At 40.8% G+C, this 7,175-nt stretch carries 5 protein-coding genes; 4 read left to right on the top strand and 1 reads right to left on the bottom strand.

Features of this window, described 5'->3' with window-relative positions; translation table 11 throughout:
- From AC1DPQ_RS12810 to AC1DPQ_RS12800, 3 genes are all read left to right on the top strand, one after another.
- On the top strand, nucleotides 1-515 hold a 515-nt coding region (locus AC1DPQ_RS12810), incomplete at its 5' end, for a helix-turn-helix domain-containing protein (RefSeq protein ID WP_477609589.1).
- 616 nt (nucleotides 516-1,131) lie between these two features.
- Nucleotides 1,132-4,311 (top strand): SusC/RagA family TonB-linked outer membrane protein, encoded by a 3,180-nt coding sequence (locus tag AC1DPQ_RS12805; protein ID WP_477609587.1) that lies wholly within the window; start codon nucleotides 1,132-1,134, stop codon nucleotides 4,309-4,311.
- Nucleotides 4,312-4,337: 26 nt separating this feature from the next.
- Nucleotides 4,338-5,933, top strand: a complete 1,596-nt coding sequence (locus AC1DPQ_RS12800; protein ID WP_477609585.1) for a RagB/SusD family nutrient uptake outer membrane protein — start codon at nucleotides 4,338-4,340, stop codon at nucleotides 5,931-5,933.
- A gap of 334 nt (nucleotides 5,934-6,267) precedes the next feature.
- Here the strand turns inward: AC1DPQ_RS12800 and AC1DPQ_RS12795 are convergent, their stop codons facing one another.
- Nucleotides 6,268-6,885, bottom strand: a complete 618-nt coding sequence (locus AC1DPQ_RS12795) for a MarR family winged helix-turn-helix transcriptional regulator (RefSeq protein ID WP_477580628.1) — start codon at nucleotides 6,883-6,885, stop codon at nucleotides 6,268-6,270.
- A gap of 82 nt (nucleotides 6,886-6,967) precedes the next feature.
- On the opposite strand from AC1DPQ_RS12795, the gene AC1DPQ_RS12790 reads away from it, so the two are divergent.
- A partial coding sequence (locus AC1DPQ_RS12790; RefSeq protein ID WP_477609583.1) for a hypothetical protein occupies nucleotides 6,968-7,175 on the top strand: 208 nt, incomplete at its 3' end.

The following is a 7,175-nucleotide window of genomic DNA, read 5'->3' as shown; positions in this document are numbered from 1 at the left end:
GAATAAACCGGTCTGATAATCCTAAAATCTATGAGAAGGATATTTATTATAAAGAATATCAGGAGCTTAACAACCAGCAGAACACTTCGGCGTATCTGGAAACCCAAGGGATCCTGATGCTGTTAACTGCCAGGTTTCTGAATCCCCAGCTTTTCAAAAGTCCGGAACACAAACTTATACCGGTAAAAATTGCAGAAACCCTAAATTATATCCTTATCAATTTACACACAGACCTTTCTGTATATCAGCTTGCTTCTCGCGTAAATCAAAATCCCGATTATTTTTCAAGGCAGTTTAAACAGTATACCGGAACCAGACCTTTGAATTATATAAACGAAAAACGTGTTGAACGGGCACAGTATCTAATGGCGACAAGCAGAATGTCATATTCAGAGATTTGTGCCCAGACCGGATTTGATAACCTTTCCTACTTTTCTAAAACCTTCAAAAAGTTAACCGGCATGGCACCCAGCGTATATAAGAAACAGATATATCAGGTTGGTTTTAACCATTAAACTAAATATTTGTATTGATGTTAATATTGCCGATTGCTTTAAAACCCCATTTAGCACTAGGTAACTGAATGATATAACGGATATGATTTTCGCTTAATCCTTGGAGCAACACATCGCTGGATTGATAGTTTACGCCCGCAAAAAATGATGGCTATGATGATAATCCTGCCTTCCCGCAATTAGAAAGATCTGATTATCATTTGTACCATTCTAGATGAAATAAGACCAGCTTTTAATTTGTTCATTTGCTGTGGTATCAGCATCTTCTTTTTCTTTGCCAGATAGTGCCTTTTCTTTCTATATCTCTGCTTAGATACCTCTAAACTTAGTTTGTTCATGTTGGCTTGATACAAAGTACGCTGTATTTACACCCAGTTTACCACTTTCTGGCAAGGCAAAAACGACAAATAAGTTAACATTTATATACCTATTTTTTATCAAATGTGCCCTTTGGGAAACCAGCTTATGGCTATTTTAGAAGCGCTGACCACATAGACCGTCTTCCACTTTTATAATCAATCCAGCTGTGCATCCAGACTTGTAGATTGCTGTCCGTGTTCAGTCAGCCATTTGATAATTCTTAGAAATAACCATTTATAATACAAAAAAAACAATTATGAGCATGAAAATTACCCATTTAACAAGGCTGCTAGGACCAGCCAGATTATGGCTCTTGCTGCTGTTGCTTGTGCCGATGAGCGCATTGCCCGTTATGGCACAAACAGTCACCATTAAAGGAGTTGTAACATCAGCTGATGATAACAGTCCGCTTCCCGGAGTTACTGTATTGGAAAAAGGAAAGCAGAATGGTATGGTTACTGGTACCGATGGTTCTTATTCAGTTAATGTACCACAGGATGCTACGCTCGTATTTTCTTCTATAGGATTCACAAAGCAGGAAGTTAAATTAAACGGAAAAACAGTATTGAACATAAAACTGCAGAGTGACGTAAGTTCCCTTAATGATGTAGTGGTAATAGGTTATGGAACCGCCAGAAAAAAGGACCTGATAGGTTCGGTAAATGTTGTGGCTGCGAAGGACGCAGGCGCTAACACCAATACCAGTGCAGCACAGCTTCTTATCGGTAAAGCCCCGGGTGTACAGGTATTAAATTCAAACGGTAATCCTGGTTCAAATGCCCAGATTATTGTACGCGGTACTGGTTCGTTTACCAATGTGGAACCATTGTATGTTGTTGACGGCATACAGAGTGATGCCAATCTTTTTAATACCATCAACCCACAGGACATTGATAATATTACCATTTTAAAAGATGCAGCCTCTACCGCCATTTATGGTGTTGCTGCCGCTAATGGTGTGGTTATTGTTACCACTAAAAAGGCTAAAAGCGGCATCCCGCAGATATTATTTGACTCGCAGGTTGGTACATCATCAGTGCGAAAACAACTTGACCTGCTTAATTCAAACGACTATGTCAATCTTATAAAAGATATAGCTGCTACCAATAACCTTACGCCTCCGGCCAAATTAAATACTCCTTTTGTAGGTGTTGACCGTACCGATTGGCAAAAAGAAATATTTAAAACAGCTTTATCTACCCAAAACAATGCAAGTATAAGCGGTGGCAGCGAAAAGGTTACCTATAATCTCTCACTAGGTTATTTAACCCAGCAGGCTATTGTTAAAGATTACCGTTTAAGAAGATTAAACAGCCGTTTTTCTCTAGATGAGAAACTAGGGCGTTTTCATTTTGGCCAAAGCCTTAATATCCGTTATACCAACACTAACGGACAGACAGCGAGCATATTAAATGCGATCAGCTACGCACCTTATCAGCCAATATACGACCCTGCTATTTTGGGTGGCTACTCTATCCTTACCAATGTTGATGACAACAGTAACGCCGTAAATCCATTACAGAGCTTAGGCGTTCAAACCTTATCAAGCAACGATCTGGTATTGTATCCGCAGGTTTTTGGCGAAGTAAATATTATTAAAGGTTTAACTTTTAGGTCGCAGCTGGCGGGTGTATATGGTACTTCGACAAACGATTCATACCAGATACCTTATATTACATCCAACAACCTGGGTTTCAGTCGGCAGGCAGGGCGTGCATTTAACAGTTATTCCAATTATACTTTTGAAAACTACCTGTCGTACAACCGTATTTTTGGCAAACACAGTATATCGGCAACTGCAGGTACCAGTTATATTGATGCAGGATCGAGCAAATACCTGAGCGTATTGGGTACAGGAATGTTGAATGACAATGTGAAAGATATAGGTGTAGCGCCAACCATCACCAGCCAAGCCAACACGTCTGGTTACTATACACAGTTTGGCAGGGCTATTTCTTATTATGGCCGGTTGGTATATACCTTTAACGATCGGTATATCTTATCCGGAAGTATCCGCCGTGACGGATCTTCAAACTTTGGGCCTCAAAGCCGTTATGGTAACTTTCCAGGAGTTGGCTTTGCATGGCGTATCAGCGAAGAAGAATTTGTCAAATCGGCACTTCCGTTTATCAGCGATGCAAAGTTTCGCATAGGCTGGGGCCGTACAGGCAATAATAAGTTTGGTTTAACCACAACACAGGTATTTACTTTTGGCGGTTCGYCGACCGGCAACCTGATTTATTCACTGGGGGATAACAAAAGTTTTGTAAACGGAACTACTGTAACTTCCATTGCAAACCCACTGTTGAGATGGGAACAAACAGACCAGACCGATATCGGGCTTGATCTGGGTTTCCTGAAAAACAAACTTACGCTTACCCTTGATTACTATAACCGAAAAAGCAGTGGTTTGCTAGTGGGAATTCCGGTGCCGACCAGCGTAGGCATTGGCGGATTAAGCGGATTCAGCAGTACCTTAATTACCAATGCTGCAGATGCTCAAAATAAAGGTTTCGAATTTCAGTTGGCCTATGCTGATAAAACCAGTGACTTTAACTACAATGTAAGTGTAAATGGAGGTTATAACCAAAATAAAACATTATCACTGGGTGCACAATCGTCAACCCCTATAATTGGAGGATACTTTAATAATTTAAATGGTATTACATTAACACAACCAGGTTCGCCTATTGGCGCTTTTTATGGTTATGCGGTTGATCATGTAGCAAGTACACAAGCAGAAATTGATGCATTAAATGCCGCTACCAGACAGAGAACCGGAAATCCCGCCAGTCTATATCAGGATGGATTATTGCCAGGAGATTTTGTATTTAAAGATCTTAATAACGATGGTGTTGTGGATAGTAAGGATCAGAAGGTACTGGGCAGTCCAATTCCGAAGTTTACGTACGGTTTTAATGCTGGAGCATCTTATAAAAACTTCGACCTCAATATCGTCATCTCGGGTGTTCAGGGTGTTCAATTGGCCAACTCACTTAAATTTTACACCGAAAATGCCTCAACCGGGCATAATGCTTCTACCGCCATTTTAAACAGGTGGAGAAAACCGGGTGATATTGCCGCTTTGCCAAGGGCAGGCCAAAATGTTACGGCAACAGGGAATTTGAGGCCTTCTGATTTTTTTGTTGAGAATGGATCATACCTGCGGGTACGTAACGTAACCTTAGGTTATACTTTTACAAAAACGGCATTAAATTCTTTCTCAGGTAATGTATTAAGCAGGTTACGGGTTTATGTAGCGGCTCAAAACTTATTTACCATAACAAAATATACTGGATATGATCCCGAAATAAGCACCCAAACCAATGGAGGTGTTAATGGAGGTGCCAGCGATTATATATTTAACCGGGGCATTGATGATGGGCAGATACCACAACCACGTACATTTTTGGCGGGCATACAAGTTGGATTTTAATGATGAAAAATATTAAAGATATAATGATGAAAAAATATATAAAATATCTGATTGTTGTAGTTTTAATGATTGCAACCGGGGGATGTAAGAAGGATTTGGATTTACAGAGTAAAAGCGCATATACCTATGACACTTATTTCACAAGTGATGCAGCCATAAATCAAGCCGTGATAGCCAGCTACGCTACTTTATTGCATTCTGGTTTGTGGGCTCGCGAATGGTATTATATTTTTGATCTGCTGGGATATGATGCCAAAAATGCCCAACCACTCCAAGGGGATCTATTGGCCCTGGCACAATATAATTTTGCTCCGAACCAACCGCAGTTAGAAGCCATGTGGTCTTCACTATACCGAATGGTAATGCGGTCAAACGTTGTGATTAACCGTGCTCAGGCATGGGCTCCTGCCAATGCAACCGAACAGGCAAATCAAAAGCAATATATTGCAGAGGCTAAATTTTTGAGGGCTTATGCTTACTTCAATCTAGTTAACCTGTACGGACGTGTGCCCTTGSGTAAAGCATATATCCCTCTGCCAACAGCAGAAGAAATTAATCTGCCGCGTGCAGCTGTAGCAGATGTATGGGCTTTTATTGAACAGGATTTAAAAGACGCACAAGTTGACCTTCCTATTTCATATGCTCCAGCCAGTTTTGGACGTACTACCCGGGGGGCCGCGGTTGCTTTGCTTGGTAAATCATACCTGTACGAAAAAAAATGGGGAGATGCTGTTACTGAATTGACCAAACTGACCCAGGCTCCATATAGCTATGCGCTCACGCCCGTATATAACAACCTGTTTGATGATCCGAATCAGAATAATACAGCCCTTAATAAGGAAACCATTTTTCAGGTCATGAACCAGGCCTGGACCGATTGGGGTATAGGTAACCAGTATGCTCCGTTTGGCGGTCAGGAAACGTGGGGTGGGAAAGCAAGCCACTCTGCCCGTGCACAGGAATATGGCTTTAACGATTGGAATAATGTGTTTATTACCACTACGGCTGTTAAAGCTTTTACTTACACCAACCCACAAACCAATGCCACTTACATCGATCCGCGTGCGGCTTATACTTTTTATGGAGATGCTGCAAGCGGGGGGCAAACTCAATATTGCCAGCAATGTGCAACAGGGCCAGTAGCCTTTCCCTATGCTTCAGCCGGATACAAATATTTAAAATATGAGTATTATAATAAAGTAGCAAGCTTTGGTGGTCCGCAAAGCGGTATCAACGGGCAGGTAATCCGTTATGCAGATGTATTGCTGATGCTTGCCGAGGCTTACATACAACAGGGTAATACCGGATCACAGCCATTGGCACTGATTAACCAGGTACGTAGCAGGCCGAGCGTTAACGCGCCGCTTTATATCAGTTTGGGCAGTCAATCTCAAGCCATGACCATTTTGATGCGCGAAAGACAATTGGAACTGACCGGCGAACAGACCCGTTATTTTGATCTGATCCGCTGGGGCATAGCTAAGCAGACCATTAATTCGCAAAGGCAGATAGAAGATGGTACCCAGCCTTTTCAGGATAAAAATGTTTTATTTCCTATCCCACTATCTGAAAAGAACGCAAACCCCAATGTTGGTAAGGATATTGGTAGCGATTGGAATTAAATCAACAAAAGAGATGAGGCTGTATCATAAATTGTAATTTACTTCGAATTTGTCACGTTGAGCCTGTCGAAACGCCCTTTAAGACATTAAAAAAGGTCCTTCGACAAGCTCTCCAAAGAAGTCCCTTGGACAGGATGACAATTCAATATATTTATGATACAGCCTCTTTTATCTGCCTATTCCGGTATCCATTTACGGGCAGCCCAGTGCCTAACAATTATGATCCGGGCAAGATCATATCAATTTTATAAAGGAGCACAAGCTTTAAAAAAAGTTTGATCAACCTTAAGCATTGATTACCAGAAAATAATCTGGTCTGCTGACTCAGTTTAGGCTACTTAATTGAGTTTTTTATAAAAGTTTCAATCTCGCCTATTGCCTGCGTTTTATTTTCTACAATCTTTTCATAATGCTCATTGGTCAGTTTCCCCAATGTGAGTATTAACAAGGTCTTTTGTTCTTTGTTCAGGGATGTAAATAGTAATGAGATAACCTGGTTAAATAAGTTGTTTACCTTTTTATAGATTTCATTACCCTTATCTGTCGGTTTTATTAAACGCGCTCTTTTATCTACTGGGTCAACGCGTTCACTGATCAGCCCGGCTTTAAGCATCCGGTTCAAAATATCTATACCTGTTGTGGGTTCCAGTAGGAGACGAAAACTGATCACATCTGTTTTCCTGATCTCCTTTTGGTCGTTCAGCGTATCTAAGATATAAAACCACTCCATTTCCATGTCTGGGATCTGCCTTAATGCCAGCTTAAGGTATGTTTTAATAAGACTGCCTGATTTGCCTATCAGTTTTGAAAGCAAAGTATCCATTTCGGGATCAGGATCATCTTTCTGATTTTTATTAGATAGATAATCGTAACAGAAACTTTCAACATCTGCGTCATGATGTGCATCAGTAAAAGCCTGCCAGGCGGTAATTAGTTCTACTAAAGGTTTCATGTGGCTAATATAAAATAATAAATTTAATATTTTCGTTGTATTTATATCGGATTCGTTTTATTTTTACTGAAATTATTTTTTTATGAAAGATTATATCATTTTATTCAGAGAGCCGGACGGGAGAATGGATGAACATTCGGACGAAGATCTGCGGATACATCAGCAGCACTGGAGCGAGTGGCTTACCCGGTTAAAAGCTGAAGGCCGTTTAGTTGGGGGGAGTTCCTTAACACTTGAGGGTAGACTCATCACGGGTGATGGCACAATAATCACTCCTGTAACCCATAAAG

It is taken from the genome of Pedobacter sp. 01T416_2 (assembly GCF_056398925.1).
Note: the sequence above shows the minus strand (reverse complement) of the source record. Positions and strands in the feature narration are given on the sequence as shown.

Bases quoted from the DNA above. Each gene is read 5' to 3' on its own strand.
- AC1DPQ_RS12795 (WP_477580628.1), bottom strand. From the start codon at position 6,885: ATGAAACCTTTAGTAGAACTAATTACCGCCTGGCAGGCTTTTACTGAT.